We start from the raw sequence: 17,276 nt of genomic DNA on the forward strand, positions 1-17,276 counted from the left end.
GGCGGGTGGAAGATGATGAGGGGCTTGGTGGCTGGTAGTTGTGCCGGTGGTCATAGCGGAGGGGAAACGCCCGGTCTCATTCCGAACCCGGAAGCTAAGCCCTCCAGCGCCGATGGTACTGCACCCGGGAGGGTGTGGGAGAGTAGGACGCCGCCGGACTCAAACATGATGAGGGCCGCCCCCACCCCGGGGGCGGCCCTCACTGCATGCTGACCAGACACCACCCCACACCAGGCCAGGCCAGACAAGCCATACCAGGCCAGGCCAGACAAGCCATACCAGGCCAGGCCAGACAAGCCATACCAGGCCAGGCCAGGCAAGCCATACCAGGCCAGGCACGATCACGACTGTGTGTGCGCTGCCCCGGCCAGGGGCGGCCCTTTCTGCTATATACGGCCCGAGACTTGGTGCATTGCGGGGCCGCCCGGACCGGAGGCGGCACCCGCCTGCTATGGGGCCTGAGATCTGGGTGCCGCGAATTGCGGTCCCATCATCAATCCGCGCCCGCCGGCGGCGCCGCTATTTCGCCCCATTCGCAGGCCACTGCTCGCTGGTTGGTCAGTGGCGTGTTTCGGCGGCTTCGCGAATGGCGAGGATGAGGTCCGCTGCCTCGTTCTCGGACCGCCGGGGGAACAGGGCCAGTGCCACGCTGCCGTGATCCGCCCAGCCGCAGACGGCCATGTCACCGTCGTCCGTGGCGGTCCGGCCACACCTTGCCGTGCCGCCCAGTTGGCCCGCCGCCACGTCGTGCACGTGAGTCACGGCGCCCTGGTCGTCCGAGACCATTCCGAACGCCTTCTCCAGGGCGTCCCCGGGCTGCCAGATCAAGCCATCCCCGCCGACGAAGAGAATCCCGCGTCCCCCGTGGTCGTAGTACGCGGCGGCGACGGTGTGGTCGAGGTCCACTTCGGCGGCCAGCGCGGTCTGCAGGAAGTCGGCGGTGTTCCGCCCGTCCTCGGTGTCGTCCGGCCGAAGTCCAGCCACCAACGGTGGAGCGGTGACCGTGGCGTCCTTCTGCATGGCGATCGGCCAGGCCGTGACGCCGGCAGCCCCCACGGCGGCCACCCCCACGGCCAGGAGAGCGGTCAACGCGATCCTCCGGGCACGCGATCGCGGCCTCGGCGAGCCGGGTTCACCGGACGGCGTCTGGCTGGACGGCGTCTGGCTGGACGGCGTCTGGCTGGACGGCGCCTGGCCGGACGGCGACTCATGGCTGAGGCTGGACGGCGCCTTGCCACTGGGACAAGGCGCCGTATCGGTCCGCTCGATGTGTTGCGCCTCGTCATCGACGACGGCTTCGGAGAACTGGCCGGGCGTTCGTGGAGCGGGGATGACTCCAGACCCCTGTGCTGTGGAAACCCCTGTGACGGGCGGTGACGGCGGGGCCGCCGTTCCCTCCGGGGCTGCGGTCTGCTCGGCGGCCGAGCCCGCGACGTTTGCCAACGGCCCGGTGGGCGCCGGGGCTGGCGTACCGGGGGTGGGGGCGGGGTCGCGTTCGGGCATTGCGCGAGCTTACAGGCCTAAGCGCTGGGCGGCGGTGCGAGCGCACGTCGCCAGGGCGCCCTCCGTAGAATTGTCGGGTGACCGATGCAGCGCAGACCCGTACCCCTGACAGCCGTCCGACCGGGGGCCTTTCGGCCCAGTACCAGCCCGGTGAGGTAGAGCAGCGGCGGTACGAGCGATGGGTAGCGGGTGGTTACTTCGCGGCGGATCCGGCCAGTGACAAGCCGCCGTTCTCGATCGTCATCCCACCACCCAACGTGACCGGGTCCCTGCACGTCGGTCACGCGCTGGATCACACAATCCAGGACACTCTGTCGCGGTTGAAGCGGATGCAGGGTTACGAGGTGCTCTGGCTGCCCGGCATGGATCACGCCGGTATCGCCACGCAGAACGTCGTCGAACGTCAGCTGGCCACCGAGCAGCTCTCCCGTCATGACCTGGGCCGGGAGGAGTTCGTCGAGCGCGTCTGGCAGTGGAAAGCGGAGTCCGGTGGGGCGATTCTCGGACAGATGCGCCGCCTGGGCGATTCCGTGGACTGGACGCGGGAGCGCTTCACGATGGATGAGGGGCTGTCCCGGGCCGTACAGACGATCTTCAAGCGGTTGTTCGACGACAAGCTGATCTATCGCGCGGAGCGGATCATCAACTGGTGTCCCCGCTGTCTCACCGCGCTCAGCGACATCGAGGTGGAGCACACCGACGATGACGGCGAGCTGGTCTCCATCCGCTACGGCGACGGCGACGATGCCATCGTCGTCGCGACCACCCGCGCCGAGACGATGCTGGGGGACACCGCGGTCGCGGTGCACCCGGACGACGAACGGTACAAGCATCTCGTCGGCACCGAGGTCGAGCTGCCGCTGACCGGCCGGCGGATCCCGATCGTGGCCGACGACCACGTGGATCCGGCCTTCGGTACGGGCGCGGTGAAGGTGACCCCGGCGCACGACCCGAACGACTTCGAGATCGGTCAGCGGCACGATCTGCCCAGTCTGACCATCATGGACGAACGCGCCGTGGTCACCGTTGCGGGGCCGTTCGAGGGCCTGGACCGGTACGAGGCCCGGCCCGCCATCGTGGCGGCCCTCCGCGAGGATGGCCGCATCGTCGCGGAGAAGCGGCCGTACGTGCATTCGGTGGGGCACTGCTCGCGGTGCAAGACCACGGTCGAGCCGCGGCTGTCGCTGCAATGGTTCGTGCACACCGGGCCACTCGCCAAGGCAGCGGGGGACGCGGTGCGCGACGGGCGGGTCGCGATCGAACCGGTCGAGTTGGCGAAGCGGTACTTCGCCTGGGTCGACAACATGCATGACTGGTGCATCTCCCGCCAGCTGTGGTGGGGACACCGGATCCCGGTCTGGTACGGACCGGACGGTGAGGTCGTCTGCGTCGGGCCGGACGAGCAGCCGCCGTCGGGTGAGGGTTGGCGCCAGGACGAGGACGTGCTCGACACCTGGTTCTCCTCGGCGCTGTGGCCGTTCTCCACCATGGGCTGGCCGGAGCAGACCGCCGAGCTGGCGAAGTTCTACCCGACCAGCGTGCTGGTCACGGGCTACGACATCCTGTTCTTCTGGGTCGCCCGGATGATGATGTTCGGCCTGTACGCGATGGGCGGACGCCAGCCGTTCGACGTGGTCGCGCTGCACGGCATGGTGCGCGACGGGCACGGCAAGAAGATGTCGAAGTCGTTCGGCAATGTGGTCGACCCGCTGGACTGGATCGACCGGTACGGGGCGGACGCGACCCGGTTCACCCTCGCCCGGGGCGCCAATCCCGGCTCGGACGTGCCGATCAGCGAGGAGTGGTGCCAGGGCTCGCGCAACTTCTGCAACAAGCTGTGGAACGCCACCCGGTTCGCGCTGATGAACGGGGCGACCGTCGAGGGTGACCTGCCGCCCGCCGCGGAACTGTCCACGGTCGACCGGTGGATCCTGTCGCGGCTTCAGCACGTCGTGGCGGAGGTGGACGAGCTGTTCGCCGCGTACGAGTTCGCGAAGGTGTGCGACACCCTCTACCACTTCGCGTGGGACGACGTGTGCGACTGGTACGTGGAGCTGAGCAAGCCGGTGCTCGCCGGGGACGGCGTCGACGGGCAGCGGAGCAGGCGGGTGCTCGGGCACGTGCTCGACCAGCTGCTGCGGTTGCTGCACCCGGTGATCCCGTTCGTCACCGAGGAGCTGTGGACGGTGCTGACGGGCGGGGACACCGTCATGCGTGCCGCCTGGCCGGTGGTCGACCGTACCCGGATCGATGATGCCGCCGAGGAGGAGTTGGCCGCGCTGCAGAAGGTGGTCACCGAGGTCCGGCGGTTCCGCTCGGACCAGGGACTGCGGCCCGGGCAGCGGGTCACCGCCGCCCTGACCGGGCTCGGCAACGTCGGCATCGACGTGCACGAGTCGCTGATCCGTTCGCTGGCCCGGCTCGACAGCCCCGGCGCGGACTTCGCTGCCACGGCGACCCTCGCGGTCACCGGCGGGATCACGGTCGACCTGGACACGCGCGGCACCATCGATGTGGCGGCGGAACGGGCCCGGCTGGAGAAGGACCGCGCCGCCGCCGAGAAGGAGGCCGCGCAGTGCCGGGCCAAGCTCGGTAACGAGGCCTTCGTCGGCAAGGCCCCGGAGCAGGTGGTCGCGAAGATCAAGGACCGGCTGGCCACAGCGGAGGCCGACCTGACCCGGATCGCCGCAGCCCTGACCGCCCTGCCCTCCGCATGAGCGAGTGCACCGAGCGCAGCGAGGGCCGCGAGCGCATGCCCAGTCGGCTCCGCATGAGCGAGTGCACCGAGCGCAGCGAGGGCCGCGAGCGCATGCCCAGTCGGCTCAGCATGAGCGAGTGCACCGAGCGCAGCGAGGGCCGCGAGCGCAGGCGGAAGGCAGGCCAGCATGAGCAGGTATGACGAGGTGGGGGCCGCGCTGGAGCAGCGCGGCTTCACCCGGATGGACTTCGATCTGCAGAAGATCCGCGACCTGATGGATGTGCTGGGCAGCCCGCAGCGGGCGTACCCGGCGATCCACCTCACGGGTACGAACGGCAAGACCAGTACGGCCCGGATGATCGACGCGCTGCTGCGGGCGCACGGTCTGCACACCGGCCGGTACACCAGCCCACACCTGGAGACCGTCCGGGAGCGGATCAGTCTGGACGGCGAGCCGATCTCCGAGGACCGGCTGGTGGCCACGTACGAGGAGGTGGCGCCGCTGGCCGCGCTCGTGGACGCGCGGGTGGCGGAGCCGCTTACCTACTTCGACATGACCACGGCCATGGCGTACGCGGCGTTCGCGGACGCACCCGTGGACATCGCGGTCGTCGAGGTCGGGCTGGGCGGCGCCGAGGACGCCACGAACGTCATCGAGGCGGGGGTATGCGTGATCACCCCGATCGGCCTGGATCACACCGAGTGGCTCGGCGACACCATCGAGGACATCGCCTGGGCCAAGGCCGGGATCATCCACGCCGGTGCCACCGTCGTCAGTGCGGCGCAGACCGAGGAGGCCATGCGTCCGCTGCTGGAGCACTGCGCCCAGGTCGGCGCGACCATCGCCCGGGAGGGATCCGAGTTCGGCGTCATGCGCCGCAGCATCGCGGTCGGCGGGCAGGTGCTCAGCCTGCAGGGCCTGGGTGGCGTGTACGAGGACGTGTTCCTGCCGTTGCACGGGGCGCACCAGGCGCAGAACGCCGCGGTGGCGCTGGCCGCCGTCGAAGCGTTCCTGGGGGCCGGCGCGCACAAACAATTGGACCCCGACCTGGTCCGGGAGGGTTTCGCCGGGGTCGACTCGCCGGGCCGCCTCGAACGGGTGCGCAGCGCGCCGGCGATCCTGCTCGACGGGGCGCACAACCCGCACGGCATGGCCGCCACGGTGAGCGCCCTCGAGGAGGAATTCGCGTTCCGGCGGCTCGTCGCGGTGGTGGCCGTGCTGGCCGACAAGGACGTCTCGGGGCTGCTGGATCTGCTGGAGCCGGTCGCCGACCGGATCGTGGTCACCCGCAACAGTTCGGCGCGCGCCATGCCGGTCGAGGAGCTGGCGCAGCAGGCCACCACGGTCTTCGGCGAGGAACGGGTCACGGTCGCGCAGACCATGCCCGACGCCATCGAGGAGGCGGTCGTGCTGGCCGAGGCGGACCTGGACGGTGAGCTGAGCGGTGTGGGCGTCCTGATCACCGGCTCGATCGTGACGGTCGCCGACGCGCGGAAGCTGCTCAAGCGGTGACCTCTTCACCACCGACCGGGGATGACGCGGCCGCAGACACGTCGTCGAACCCGGCGGACTCCCCGAGCGCCGAGGGCGCGCCGCGGGCGTCGGGGCTGCGCAACCCGCAGGCGGCCGTGCGGGGGCTGGGCGCGGGCACGCTCGCGTTGGAGGCGGTCGTGCTGCTGCTGGCCATCCAGCCGATCCGGGTGCTGGGCGGCCACCTCAGCGGGTGGGGTGTCGGTGCGGTCGTCGCCCTGGCGGTGGCCTGCGTGGTGGTCGCGGGCAGCATGCGGCGCCGGTGGGCCTGGCATGCCGGTACCGCGATCCAGGTGTTGCTGGTGGCGTGCGGTCTGCTGCACTGGTCGCTGGCGGTGCTCGGGCTGATCTTCGGCGCGGCCTGGGCGTACGCGACGTACGTGCGCCGCACGATCCTGGGCTGAGCGTCCTCAGCCGATCGCCCGCCACTGGGTGATGGCGATGTTGTGGTCGTCCGGGTCGTGGAACGACGCCGCCCACAGCTCCAGCCGGTCACCGCGGTTCACCGGGCGGGGCGCGTGCACGAACGTGATGCCCTTGCGCTTCAGCTCCGCGTACACGGCCTCGACGTCGCCGACCTCCAGGTTGAGATGGATGAGGCGGCCTGCGGTGGCGGACAGGTCGTGCACCGAGCGCAGGACGAGGCGGGTGTCACCGGAGGCGAGCACCGCGCTGCCGTCGCCGCTGTCGATCTGGAAGAAGCCGAGGACGTCGCGGTAGAACGCGATCGAGCGTGCGAGGTCCGTGACGAGGACGGTGATCCCGACGCCGTGGATCGCGGCGGCCGTGCCGGGGCGGGCACTGGGGTACGCGGTGATCAGCTCGTCGGCTCGCTCATCGGGTTCGTACCCGCCGTCGAGGTCCGTCCAGGGGCGGCCGGTGGGGGGCTGCGGTGGGTCGGCCATCGGGGGCCGGGGCTGGTCGGCCGACCGGGGCTGCGGTACCACCGGAGCGGCCGGCCCGGCGGGTTCGTCGGCCGGGGCTGGCGGTGCAGGCGCGGGCGGGGCTGGCGCGGCGCCGTCGAGCGGGATGTCGATCTCGCAGTCGTGGGCGAGGTCGGGTTCGGCCTCGTCGGCAGTGCCGGGACCGGCCGGGGAACGCCGGTCCTCCGGCGGCGCGGGGTCGGTCAGCTGCTCGGGGGAGACGCGCTGCTCCGGCGCGGGTGCGGCGCTCGTCGGCGACGCCGCGGCCCCGGGGGTGGCCGACATCGGTGGCGGTTCCGGTGCAGGGGTGCCGGTCGCCGGGGATGGTTCCGCGGCGTCAGTCGTCGGCGACGGTTCCGGGGTGTCAGTCGTCGGTTCACCGGTAGGGGTCGTCGGCGACGGTGCACCGGTAATGCTCGTGGGCGACGATACCGGCGCGGTGGGTGTACCCGTGCCGGGATCCAGCGTCGCGGTCGCCACGCGTGGGCGGGGACTCGGGCGGGAGCCGTTGGGCCGTGGCCCGGCGGGGCCACTCGGACCGGCGGTCGCCTCCGGTGCGGTCTCCTCGTGCAGTTGGTCATCGCGGCCGTGGTCGTCGTCGGGGTCGACCAGTTGACCTTCGAGGATCATCGGGCCGCCGGGCGCGTCGCGCACGATCACGGTGCCCGCCGGTTCCTGCGCCTGCTGGCCGGAGCGGGGGGCGGGTGGCGGGGGCGGCTCGTCGGGGCTGAGGAGCCAGGTGCGTTCGCGGGTGGCCCACGGTGGGGGCTCCGGCTCCCCGAGCAGATCGTCGTCGGACGGCTCATCCAGCGGGTCATGGCTGGGCGCGGGGGCATTCAGCACCGTGGCGTCGGCTCGCGACGGCGCGTCCTCCCAGGTGATCCGTACCCGGCGCATGTCGTCGACGTCCACCGTCACGGGCAGGGTGTCACCCGGGACGGGCCACTTGTCGACCGGGACGCGGGGGTCCCGGATGACCACCTCGGAGATCGGCAGGCCCGGGGCGATGACGACGACCTGCAACTCGGCGCGGCCGTACACGGATGAGGAGGGTGGTTCCGAGACGGCCTTGACCTGGGCGGTGCCGCTCACCCACGCGCGGGCGCCGCGGCGCACGACGTTGACCATGGCCAGGGCGATCGCGAGGGCCAGCAGGGACACGCCGAGGGCGACGATCGACCAGCTCGACAGGCCGAGCCCGAACAGCAGGACGAAGACGGCGATGGTGCCGAGCACCGCGGCCAGCAGCTTGCGGGCCGGGGCGATGGGGCGGCCGTTCTGGTTCGCCACTGTGGACCTCCCGAGTAGTACCGCAAGGCTAGGCCGCCGCGACGCTATCGGGAAAGTCGGCTTTGTGGGCGGTGGCCGCTCGCGGCGCCACCGGTACCGATAGGCTGACCCCGGCATGCCGTCTCGCCCCGACCAGGAGGAATCCGTGTCCACCAGCGCTGCCGAGCGCTCGCTCGTGCTCATCAAGCCGGACGCCGTGCGGCGCGGCCTCGTCGGCGAGATCCTCGGCCGCTTCGAGCGCAAGGGGCTCGTGATCGAGGAGATGGTGCTGCGCACCATGGACGCGGAACTTGCCGATCAGCACTACGCCGAGCACGTGGACAAGGCGTTCTATCCCCCGCTGAAGGACTTCATGACCGGCGGGCCGCTGGTCGCCGTCGTCATCAGCGGCGACGAGGCGATCGACGTCGTGCGCGCGATGATCGGCGCCACGGACGGGCGCAAGGCCGCCGCGGGGACGCTGCGCGGCGACCTGTCGCTGTCGAACCGGGAGAATCTGGTGCACGCGTCCGACTCGCCCGACAGCGCCAAGCGTGAGCTGGCGCTGTGGTTCCCGCACCTTTAGGTCGCCTGCGGCGGTTCCGTACGGGTCGAGATGGCCAGCCGGTTCCACACGTTGATCGTGGCGATCGCCATCAGCAGGTTGGCCAGCTCCTCGGGCGTGAACTGCTTGGCGGCCGCGTCCCACACGTTGTCGGGCACGCCCTGGTCGCCGAGCCGGGTGACCGCGTCGGTCAGGGCTAGCGCGGCGCGTTCCCGCTCGGTGTAGAACGGGCTGTCGTGCCAGGCCGCGACGCCGAACAGGCGGCGGCTGTCCTCGCCCGCGGCCAGGGCGTCCCGGCTGTGCATGTCGACGCAGAACGCGCAGCCGTTCACCATCGAGGCGCGCAGTTTGACCAGTTCGTACAGGACCGGGTCGTTGTGTTTGCGGGCGTAGACCTCCATGCCCAGGACGGCCTTGTAGGCCTCCGGGGCGACCTCGTTCACGGCCAGGCGCGGCATGGTGCCCTCCTCGTGAGCCGGCGACACAGCAAGGCGGTGACACGGCTCACAGCGTATCGAGGGTCGCGTGGGCCCGCGACTCCGCCTCGAAGACCTTGAGCAGCACCGCCGCGGCGACCGCGTAGCCGACACCGATGACGCATTCCCAGCCCAGCGCCGGGGCCGCCGCCCCGAAGCCCTGGCCCGCCGCCAGCAGCCGCGCGGCCTGCGCCGCGTGGGTGATCGGCAGCCCCTCGCCGATCGTGGCCATCCAGCCCGGCAGCCGCTCCGCGGGTACGTTGACGCCGGTCAGCAGCAGCAACAGCGCCACGCTGACGTTGGACACCACCCAGACGTCGCGGAACCGCAGCCCCAGGGCGCCCAGGGTGAGCCCGAAGGAGCCGCAGGACAACGAGCCGACGGCCAGGGCCAGCGCCAGGCCGGGCAGGGCGCCGGGCGGGATCCGCAGCCCGAGCAGCAGCGCACCGCCGGCGAGGGTGAACGCGGCGATCAGCAGGCCGTTGCCCGCGTACGGCAGGGCGCGGCCCAGGAACAGGGCCGTGCGGCTGCGCGGGGACAGCAGCACGTGGCCGAGGGTGCCGAAGCGCCGCTCGTTGGCCACCGCCATCGTGCCGCCGAAGACGCAGGCCAGTGACGCGGCCAGGACCGCGTTGCCGACGATGTAGAACCGGTCGTCGGCCACCTGCAGCTGCCGCCCCAGGTAGGCGAAGAACAGCAGTTGGAACAGCGGGCCGACCAGCAGCGTGCCGATGAACATGCCGGGCGTCGTCCAGTTGAACAGCGCCCGGTAGGCGATGACGCCGCCCACGGCGACCAGACGCGCGGTCCTCATGCGAGCGCCAGGGTGGCGGCGGCGCGCGCGCGCCGTTCGACCCGGACCAGTGCGAACGCGCCGAGCACGGCGCAGGCGGTGCTGATCGCGAGGCAGATGCCGACCGACGGCCAGACCGGGCCGCCGCTGGTCGCCTCGCGCAGCGCGCGGGCGCCCCAGGTGGTGGGCAGGACCGCGGCCAGCGGGGCGGTCCAGGAGGGCAGCATGGTGATCGGTACGAGCATTCCGGAGACCAGCCAGACCGGATATTCGAGCGTGTTGGACAGTGCGTTCGCGTTGCGCATCAGCACGAAGGTGGCCGCCATCAGCAGGCCGAACATGCCGAGGGCGAAGACGCAGACCACCGCGGCGACCGTGAACGCGGCCGGGTGGGCGAAGTCGAGCCGGATGCCGTAGAGCACCCGGCCCCACGCGAGCGTGGCCAGCATGGCGTAGGTGCCGGTGAGGGCGGTGGCGATGGTGATGGGAAGGATGACCAGCACCGGCCGCCGTGGGGCCAGCATGATCATTTCCAGGGTGCCCTGCCAGCGCTGGCTCTGGATCGCGCCGCCGGAGCCGAACAGCACCGACGACCAGATGCCCATCAGCCCGGCGCCCACCGACGCCTCGAGCAGGCGGTGCTCGCCGGACCCGGCGCGGAACAGGTACACCGCCAGCGTGGCCTGCACGACCGGCACGATCAGGTTGGTGGCGATCTCGAACTGCGAGCGGCTCATCTGCTTGGCGTGCAGCAGCACCCCGACCGCGATCATCCGTACGGTTCTCACGCGCCGGTCCCGTTCACGATGGCCACGTAGGCGTCCTCCAGGGTCGGTTCGCGGCTGGTGACCCGGCCGATCCGGATGCCGGCCAGCTCGCGCAGCACGTCGGCCTGGACGTCCACCGCGGCGTCGGATTGGACGGTGAGCAGCTGCAGGGCACCGCGGGCTTCGACCGCGGTCTCCCGTACGCCCGGCAGCTTGCTCACCGCGGTCATTGCGGCGTCCGGCACCCCGTACGCCTCCACCTCGACGACCCGGCGTCCGTCCGCGTGGTGGCGCAGTTCGGCCGGGGTGCCCAGGGCCTGGATCCGGCCGTCGGCGATGACGGCGATGCGGTCGCACAGCTCGTCTGCCTCGGCCATGTAGTGCGTGGTGAGCACCACGGTGGTGCCCGCGGCGGCCAGGTCGGCGACGGTACGCCGCAGCTCGCGCGCCGCGACCGGGTCGACGCCGATCGAGGGCTCGTCCAGGAACAGCACCTCGGGCGAGTGCAGCAGCCCGCGGGCGATGTGCAGCCGCTGGCGCATGCCGCGCGAGTAGCCCTCGACCCGTTCCCGCTCCCGGCCGGTCAGCTTGACCAGCTCCAGCAGCTCGGCGATGCGGCGTTTCTGCTCGCGCGGGGCGACTCCGTACAGTTCGGCGAAGTACCGCAGGTTGTCCAGGGCGGAGAGGCGGTCGTAGAGGCCGCGGTCGCCGCCGAACACGTACCCGATGCGGCGGCGCACCTCGCGGGTGTCGTCGACGACGTCGAAGCCGCAGACCCGGGCCGTGCCCCCGGTCGGGATGAGCAGGGTGTTGAGCATCTTGATGGTGGTCGTCTTGCCGGCGCCGTTCGGGCCGAGCAGGCCGAACAGCTCACCGCGGCCGACGGCGAAGCTGACGCCGCGCACCGCCTCGGTCTCGGTGCGGCGGGGACGTAGCCAGCCGGCCCGGCTGCGGTAGGTCCGGCGTAGGTCGTCTGCCTCGATCGCGTAATCACCCACGGGCGCAGACCGTAGGGCAAGATCCCCGCGTCAGGAAACGAATTCGGTGATCCCCGAATCCAGGAGCCCGAGCAGGGCCAGGCCGGTGGGTTCCAGCCCGTACAGGACCCGGCGGCCGGCCCGGCGGCGGTGCACGACCCCGGCCGCCTGCAGGGCGGTCAGGTGCTCCGAGACGGTGCTGGGTGCCAGCCCCAGCGCGGTCGCGACGCTGGTTGTGGTGCCGGGGATGGTCACGGCGCGGAGCACGGCCGCGCGCCCGCGCCCGAGGAGGAGGGCGAGGCGGTCGTGCGGCGTCGCGTCGGGCCGCTACGGACCGCAACGGGTGCGGCCGTTGGGGAAATGGATTCCGCAGTGGCCCGCGAGAGCGTTGTGGTTACCTAGCGTGCCGCCGAAGAAACGTAGCGTAATTGGGCGTCCGGCCGAAGAAACGCAGCTGAGAACCGTCTCTTGAGAAAAGACTGACGGAAGACCCGCTCAACTCGCCTGAGCGGTCGCCGAATCCACCGGGTGACGCTCGACACCTTGATGGAAGGACGAACCGATGGTGCGGATTCTGCGGCGCGTGCGGCTTCGCTCGCGGCTGCTGCTCGCGTTCGGGGCGTTCTGCCTGCTGATCTCGGCGATGACCTTCGTCGGGGTGGTGGAGTCGGGTCGCCAGGCGGCGGTCACCGACGAGGTGGCCCGGTTGCGGGTGCTGACCCGCGACGTCATGCAGCTCAAGTTCCGTGGCGCAGACGTGAGCGCACGTCAGCTCGCCTACGCCTGGGATGCTCCCTTCGTCGGCGGCAGGGCGGCTACCGACCCGGAGTCGTCCAACCGCAAGATTTTCCTGGACGTCCTGAAGGACCTCGACGCCGACATGAAGGCGGTTCCCGTCGGCGAACTCACCCCCGCCGAGCAGAAGATCTTCACGGAGATCAAGGCTAGCTTCGCCACCTTCATGAAGTACGACGCCCAGGTCGTCGCCCTGTTCAAGCAGGACTCGCCGGAGTCGCTGAAGCTGGCGAACATGGTGATGCTGGGCAACGGGTACGACTCGTACTACTCGATCATGGACAACACCGCCCGGCTGATCAACTCCGTGCACGCGCGCAGCGACCTGGCGCAGCAGCAGGCCCGCATCGCCGCGCAGCGGCTGCGGATGCTGCTGTTCGTCGGTGCCGGCCTGGCGGTCGTGCTGACGATCCTGATGGGTCTGGCGATCACCAGCAGTGTGGTCAAGCCGGTCGCCGCCGTGGCCGATGCGCTGCGCACCCTCGCCCGCCGCGACCTGACCGGCAAGCTGCCGGTCGAGGGCCACGACGAGCTCACCGTGATGGCCGGGGCGTTCAACGAGGCCACCGCGGCCATGCGGGAGACGCTGGCCAGCGTCGGCGCGCGCGCGTCGGCGGTGGCGTCGTCCTCGCAGGCGCTGGCCCAGGTGTCCGACCGGATGCAGGAGCAGGCCGCGGACACCAGCCTGCAGGCCAACGTGGTGGCGGGCGCGGCCGGGGAGGTCTCCGACAACGTGGCGGGCATGGCCTCCGCGGCCGAGGAGATGAACGCCTCCATCAACGAGATCGCCCGCAGCACCGAGGCAGCGGCCTCGGTAGCGGGCGACGCGGTGACCACCGCGCAGGAGACCTCCGCCGCGGTGCGCGAGCTGATCGAGGCCAGCGGCGAGATCGGCCAGATCGTCAAGACGATCACCGCGATCGCGGAGCAGACCAACCTGCTGGCGCTGAACGCGACCATCGAGGCGGCCCGGGCGGGCGACGCGGGCAAGGGCTTCGCGGTGGTGGCCAGCGAGGTCAAGGACCTGTCGCAGGAGACGGCCCGCGCCTCGGAGGACATCATCGCCAAGATCGACGCGATCCAGCAGACCACCGAGCGGGCGGCCGCGTCCATCGGCCAGATCTCCGGGGTGGTCAGGCAGATCTCCGAGCTGCAGAGCACCATCGCGGCAGCCGTGGAGGAGCAGTCCGCCACGACGGCCGAGATCAACCGCAACGTCTCCGAGGTCTCCGCCGGTTCGCAGCAGATCGCTGCCGGTGTGGGCGGGGTGGCGGACATCGCGTCGGCCACCACCCGCGACGCCGACGCCACCCGGGAATCCGCCCGCGACCTCGGCGACACCGCTCGCGAACTGGACGAACTGGTCTCCTCGTTCGGCTACTGACGCCGCCTCCGACGGTCCGGCCGGGCTGAGACCGGCCGGATCATCCGGCCGCGTCGGGGCCCGGGCCGGGTAATCCGGGTGAGGTGATGCCGCACCGGCCGGTATCCTGGGCAGCCAGGCGACGAACCGGCCATCACCGGGGAGCCTCCGGAAGAACGGGCGGGACCCCCGCCCCAGTAGAACCGGGCGGACCGGCCCGCACCCTCGCCGGACAACGAGCGGGCGTCCCGTACGCGGGGCGCCAAGCGAGGTGGTACCGCGGGCCGTACGGCTCGTCCTCGCAGACCACGACAACGTGAGCTGCCCGAGGAGACCACCGATGACTCAGCCGAAGGCTGCTTATCCCAAGCACAGCGATCAGGCGGGCGTGCCCGCCAGCCCCGACCTGCCCGCGGTCGAGCGCTCGGTGCTCGAGCACTGGGCCGCCGACCGCACCTTCGAGGCGAGCGTCGAGCGGCGCCCCGCCGGGGAGAACGGCAGCAACGAGTTCGTCTTCTACGACGGGCCGCCGTTCGCCAACGGGCTGCCGCACTACGGCCACCTCTTCACCGGCTACGTCAAGGACGTCGTCCCGCGCTACCAGACCATGCGCGGGCGCCGGGTCGAGCGCCGCTTCGGCTGGGACACCCACGGCCTGCCCGCCGAGGTGGAGGCGGAGAAGCAGCTCGGCATCACCACCAAGGCGCAGATCGTCGAGCTCGGCATCGACAAGTTCAACGAGGCGTGCCGTGCCTCGGTGCTCGCGTACACCAAGGATTGGGAACGCTACGTCACCCGGCAGGCCCGGTGGGTGGACTTCGACAACGACTACAAGACCCTCGACCCGGACTACATGGAATCGGTCATGTGGGCCTTCAAGACCCTGCACGACAAGGGCCTTGTGTACGAGGGGTTCCGCGTCCTCGCGTACTGCTTCCGGTGCGAGACGCCGCTGTCGAACACCGAGACCCGGATGGACGACGTCTACCGGGACCGGACCGACCCGGCGCTGACCGTCTGGTTCCAGCTGGAGTCCGGCGAGAAGGTCGGGGTCTGGACCACCACGCCGTGGACGCTGCCGTCGAACCTCGCGCTAGCGGTCGGCCCGGACATCGAGTACGCGGTGCTCGAGCGCGACGGCCAGAAGTACCTGTTCGGGGCGGGGCGCGTCGCGGCGTACGCAAAGGAGCTTGAAGGGTTTGTGCAGGTCGGCACCGTGTTCGGCCGGGACCTGGTCGGCAGGCGGTACACCCCGCTGTTCGACTACCTGGTCGAGCAGGGCGGGCCGAACGCGTTCCAGGTGCTCGGCGCGGACTTCGTGACCACCGAGGACGGCACCGGGGTGGTGCACCTGGCGCCCGCGTTCGGTGAGGACGACCAGAACGTCTGCAACGCGGCCGGGATCCCGACCGTGGTCACCGTGGACGACCACACCCGGTTCACCGCGCTGGTGCCCGACTACCAGGGCATGCAGGTCTTCGACGCGAACAAGCCGGTGATCGCCGCGCTCAAGGAGCGGGGTGTCGTGCTGCGCCACGACGGCTACACCCACTCGTATCCGCACTGCTGGCGGTGCGACACCCCGCTGGTCTACAAGGCGGTGTCGTCGTGGTTCGTGGCGGTCAGCACGTTCCGGGACCGGATGGTCGAGCTGAACCAGGAGATCACCTGGACGCCCGCGCACATCAAGGACGGCTCGTTCGGCAAGTGGCTGGCGGGCGCGCGGGACTGGTCGATCAGCCGGAACCGGTTCTGGGGCTCGCCGATCCCGGTGTGGAAGTCCGACGACCCGAACTACCCGCGGGTCGACGTGTACGGCTCGTTCGCGGAGCTGGAGAAGGACTTCGGGGTGAAGGTCGCGGACCTGCACCGGCCGTACATCGATGAACTGACCCGGCCGAACCCGGACGACCCGACCGGGCAGGCCGTGATGCGCCGGGTGCCGGAGGTGCTGGACTGCTGGTTCGAGTCCGGTTCGATGCCGTTCGCGCAGGTGCACTACCCGTTCGAGAACAAGGAGTGGTTCGAGCACCACTACCCGGGCGACTTCATCGTCGAGTACATCGGGCAGACCCGCGGCTGGTTCTACACCATGCACGTGCTGGCCACGGCGCTGTTCGACCGGCCCGCGTTCCGCAACTGCCTCAGCCACGGCATCCTGCAGGGCGCCGACGGACGCAAGATGTCCAAGAGCCTGCGCAACTACCCCGACGTGTACGAGGTGTTCGACTCCTACGGGTCCGATGCGATGCGCTGGATGCTGGTGTCGTCGCCGGTGCTGCGCGGCGGGGACATGCCGGTCACCGAGACGGCGATCCGGGACGCGGTGCGCCAGGTGCTGCTGCCGCTGTGGAACGTCTGGTACTTCTTCAGCCTGTACGCCAACGCGTCCGGCCACGAAGCCCGGCTGCGGACTGACTCGACACATCTGCTGGACCGCTACGTGCTGGCCAAGACCGGCGAACTCGTCACGGACGTGCAGCGGCAGATGGACGAGTACGACATCTCCGGGGCGTGCGCGACCGTGCGGTCGTACCTGGACGCGCTGACGAACTGGTACGTGCGCCGCTCCCGGGACCGGTTCTGGGCGGGCGACGCGGACGCGTTCGACACGCTCGCGACCGTGCTGGAGACCCTGTGCCGGGTGGTGGCGCCGCTGGCGCCGCTGACCGCCGAGGAGATCTGGCGCGGCCTGACCGGCGAGCGTTCCGTGCACCTGACCGACTGGCCGTCCGCCTCGGTGTTCCCGGCCGACCACGAGCTGGTGGCGGCCATGGACGCGATCCGGGACGTGGCGTCGGCGGCGCTGTCGCTGCGCAAGGCGCGCGGTCTGCGGGTACGGCTGCCGCTGGCGACGCTGACCGTGGCCACGGCCGGGGCGGCGAGCCTGGAACCGTTCGCGGCCCTGCTGGCCGACGAGGTCAACGTCAAGGAGGTGCGGTTCAGCCAGGACATGGCGACGTACTGCCGCCAGGTGCTGACCGTGGTGCCGCGGGTGCTCGGCCCGCGGGTCGGCAAGCAGGTCCAGCAGGTGATCAAGGCGGTGAAGGCCGAGGAGTGGGAGCTGGTGGACGGCGCGCCGGTCGCCGCCGGGGTCACCCTCGCCGAGGGCGAGTACGAGCTGCGCCTGGTCGCGGCGGACGTGGAGAACTCCGCACCGCTGCCCGGCGGTGCGGGCGTCGTCGTCCTCGACACCACGGTCACCCCGGAGCTGGCCGCCGAGGGCCTCGCCCGCGACGTCATCCGGGTGGTCCAGCAGGCCCGGCGCGACGCCGACCTGGACGTGTCGGACCGGATCTCCCTCACCGTCGCGGCTTCGGCCGAGGTCGAGGCGGCGGTGGACCGGCACCGTACGTTCGTGGCGGACGAGACGCTGGCGACGTCGCTGTCCTTCGGGGTGCTGGATCCCAGCGCCGGGTTCACCGGCGAGGTCGGTGACGGCGAGCAGGTGACCGTCGCGGTGCTCCGCGCGGTGTGAGATGTACCTCTGGGCTCGGCGTCCGCCGCCTCGGCGGGGGATGCCGAGCCCCCCAATACAAGATCCACGCGAGCCGGGGGGCGCGAGTCAGATAGCCTCACATCGCCCCCACGTTTTTGTACGCCCGCCGGAGGAACC

12 protein-coding genes, 1 rRNA gene and 1 pseudogene are annotated in these 17,276 nt (G+C 71.0%); 7 read left to right on the plus strand and 7 right to left on the minus strand.

What is annotated here, in order from left to right; genetic code table 11:
• Positions 1-42: 42 nt before the first annotated feature.
• Positions 43-159 (plus strand): 5S ribosomal RNA (gene rrf, locus EV385_RS21865).
• Between the two features lie 399 nt (positions 160-558).
• On the opposite strand, the gene EV385_RS21870 is transcribed toward rrf, so the two are convergent.
• The gene (locus EV385_RS21870; RefSeq protein WP_130511143.1) at positions 559-1,089 is read right to left on the minus strand and encodes a hypothetical protein; all 531 of its coding nucleotides are present in this window, start codon (positions 1,087-1,089) and stop codon (positions 559-561) included.
• A 491-nt stretch (positions 1,090-1,580) separates the two neighbouring features.
• On the opposite strand from EV385_RS21870, the gene EV385_RS21875 reads away from it, so the two are divergent.
• From EV385_RS21875 to EV385_RS21890, 3 genes are all read left to right on the plus strand, one after another.
• Positions 1,581-4,220: a valine--tRNA ligase gene (locus tag EV385_RS21875; RefSeq protein ID WP_130511144.1), complete on the plus strand. Its 2,640-nt coding sequence runs from the start codon at positions 1,581-1,583 to the stop codon at positions 4,218-4,220.
• A gap of 168 nt (positions 4,221-4,388) precedes the next feature.
• On the plus strand, positions 4,389-5,714 hold the full coding sequence (locus tag EV385_RS21885; protein ID WP_130511146.1) for a bifunctional folylpolyglutamate synthase/dihydrofolate synthase: 1,326 nt from the start codon (positions 4,389-4,391) through the stop codon (positions 5,712-5,714).
• Complete coding sequence (locus tag EV385_RS21890) at positions 5,711-6,136, plus strand: DUF4233 domain-containing protein (RefSeq protein ID WP_130511147.1); 426 nt, start codon at positions 5,711-5,713, stop codon at positions 6,134-6,136. The genes EV385_RS21885 and EV385_RS21890 overlap by 4 nt, the downstream gene beginning before the upstream one ends.
• A 6-nt stretch (positions 6,137-6,142) precedes the next feature.
• Here the strand turns inward: EV385_RS21890 and EV385_RS21895 are convergent, their stop codons facing one another.
• Entirely contained in the window at positions 6,143-7,945 is a 1,803-nt protein-coding gene (locus EV385_RS21895; RefSeq protein ID WP_130511148.1) for a VOC family protein, read from the minus strand.
• 115 nt (positions 7,946-8,060) lie between these two features.
• Between EV385_RS21895 and ndk the strand changes: the two genes are divergently transcribed.
• Complete coding sequence (gene ndk, locus EV385_RS21900) at positions 8,061-8,510, plus strand: nucleoside-diphosphate kinase (RefSeq protein WP_130511149.1); 450 nt, start codon at positions 8,061-8,063, stop codon at positions 8,508-8,510.
• Here the strand turns inward: ndk and EV385_RS21905 are convergent.
• The 5 genes and pseudogenes from EV385_RS21905 to EV385_RS21925 form a co-directional block, all read right to left on the minus strand.
• Entirely contained in the window at positions 8,507-8,947 is a 441-nt protein-coding gene (locus EV385_RS21905; protein ID WP_130511150.1) for a carboxymuconolactone decarboxylase family protein, read from the minus strand. The genes ndk and EV385_RS21905 overlap by 4 nt on opposite strands.
• 46 nt (positions 8,948-8,993) lie before the next feature.
• The gene (locus EV385_RS21910; RefSeq protein WP_130511151.1) at positions 8,994-9,779 is read right to left on the minus strand and encodes an ABC transporter permease; all 786 of its coding nucleotides are present in this window, start codon (positions 9,777-9,779) and stop codon (positions 8,994-8,996) included.
• Positions 9,776-10,546 carry an ABC transporter permease gene (locus EV385_RS21915; RefSeq protein ID WP_242625005.1) on the minus strand — a complete coding sequence of 257 codons (771 nt, stop codon included), beginning with the start codon at positions 10,544-10,546 and terminating at the stop codon, positions 9,776-9,778. Before EV385_RS21915 ends, EV385_RS21910 begins: the two co-directional genes overlap by 4 nt.
• Positions 10,543-11,523: an ABC transporter ATP-binding protein gene (locus EV385_RS21920; RefSeq protein WP_130511152.1), complete on the minus strand. Its 981-nt coding sequence runs from the start codon at positions 11,521-11,523 to the stop codon at positions 10,543-10,545. The genes EV385_RS21915 and EV385_RS21920 overlap by 4 nt, the downstream gene beginning before the upstream one ends.
• A gap of 30 nt (positions 11,524-11,553) precedes the next feature.
• Positions 11,554-11,787 (minus strand): annotated as a pseudogene (locus tag EV385_RS21925) (ArsR/SmtB family transcription factor); the annotation flags it as partial.
• A gap of 277 nt (positions 11,788-12,064) precedes the next feature.
• On the opposite strand from EV385_RS21925, the gene EV385_RS21930 reads away from it, so the two are divergent.
• Both EV385_RS21930 and ileS read left to right on the plus strand, forming a co-directional pair.
• On the plus strand, positions 12,065-13,681 hold the full coding sequence (locus tag EV385_RS21930) for a methyl-accepting chemotaxis protein (RefSeq protein ID WP_130511154.1): 1,617 nt from the start codon (positions 12,065-12,067) through the stop codon (positions 13,679-13,681).
• Positions 13,682-14,000: 319 nt separating this feature from the next.
• The gene (gene ileS / locus EV385_RS21935; RefSeq protein ID WP_130511155.1) at positions 14,001-17,138 is read left to right on the plus strand and encodes an isoleucine--tRNA ligase; all 3,138 of its coding nucleotides are present in this window, start codon (positions 14,001-14,003) and stop codon (positions 17,136-17,138) included.
• Positions 17,139-17,276 lie beyond the last annotated feature (138 nt).

Origin of the sequence: Krasilnikovia cinnamomea, from assembly GCF_004217545.1 — a bacterium.
Lineage (GTDB): Bacteria > Actinomycetota > Actinomycetes > Mycobacteriales > Micromonosporaceae > Actinoplanes > Actinoplanes cinnamomeus.

Coding starts and splice junctions, on each gene's coding strand:
- EV385_RS21885 (WP_130511146.1), top strand. CDS start 4,389: ATGAGCAGGTATGACGAGGTGGGGGCCGCGCTGGAGCAGCGCGGCTTC.
- ndk (WP_130511149.1), top strand. CDS start 8,061: ATGCCGTCTCGCCCCGACCAGGAGGAATCCGTGTCCACCAGCGCTGCC.
- EV385_RS21905 (WP_130511150.1), bottom strand. CDS start 8,947: ATGCCGCGCCTGGCCGTGAACGAGGTCGCCCCGGAGGCCTACAAGGCC.
- EV385_RS21910 (WP_130511151.1), bottom strand. CDS start 9,779: ATGAGGACCGCGCGTCTGGTCGCCGTGGGCGGCGTCATCGCCTACCGG.
- EV385_RS21930 (WP_130511154.1), top strand. CDS start 12,065: ATGGTGCGGATTCTGCGGCGCGTGCGGCTTCGCTCGCGGCTGCTGCTC.
- ileS (WP_130511155.1), top strand. CDS start 14,001: ATGACTCAGCCGAAGGCTGCTTATCCCAAGCACAGCGATCAGGCGGGC.